Source organism: Vibrio sp. 10N.222.55.C6, assembly GCF_041473395.1.
Lineage (GTDB): Bacteria > Pseudomonadota > Gammaproteobacteria > Enterobacterales > Vibrionaceae > Vibrio > Vibrio crassostreae_C.
Genome location: NZ_JBFRSD010000199.1, coordinates 1 through 363, shown reverse-complemented (window position 1 = coordinate 363; position 363 = coordinate 1). Strand labels below are relative to the sequence as shown.

Sequence of the window (363 nt, the reverse complement as noted above, 5' to 3'; positions counted from 1 at the left end):
CCTTAAGCGCTGCTCTTTTTGTATTTGGAGAACAGGAAAAGGGTGAGATTAAAAGGTCAGCAGTTCTTTACCAATTTGGTCTACGATTTGCAATGAATGAATCTGAGACTCCCTACCATATAAAGAGATGCCATCCACTTGCTCTTCTAGTGCTACGTTTTGGTGGCAAACCTGGTCGAGTGTTGAGCCTTGATGGCTTATTCCTACCACCTTCAATCCCTTACGCTTAGCATTTTGCGCCATTTCTATTACAGCGTTGGTTTCACCAGACTTGCTGATCAATAGCAGAGTACCGAGTTCGGCACGGGTGAGCTGGTGAATATCTGTGATTACCAAGTGAGGTACGTTAGCTAAGGATAGAAA

The 363-nt window shown here is 44.1% G+C and carries 1 protein-coding gene; it reads right to left on the bottom strand.

The genetic code is table 11. From position 1 onward, the window contains the following. Positions 1-48: 48 nt before the first annotated feature. The coding region (locus AB4486_RS23215) for an SIS domain-containing protein (protein WP_372118884.1) at positions 49-363 on the bottom strand (315 nt) is incomplete at its 5' end.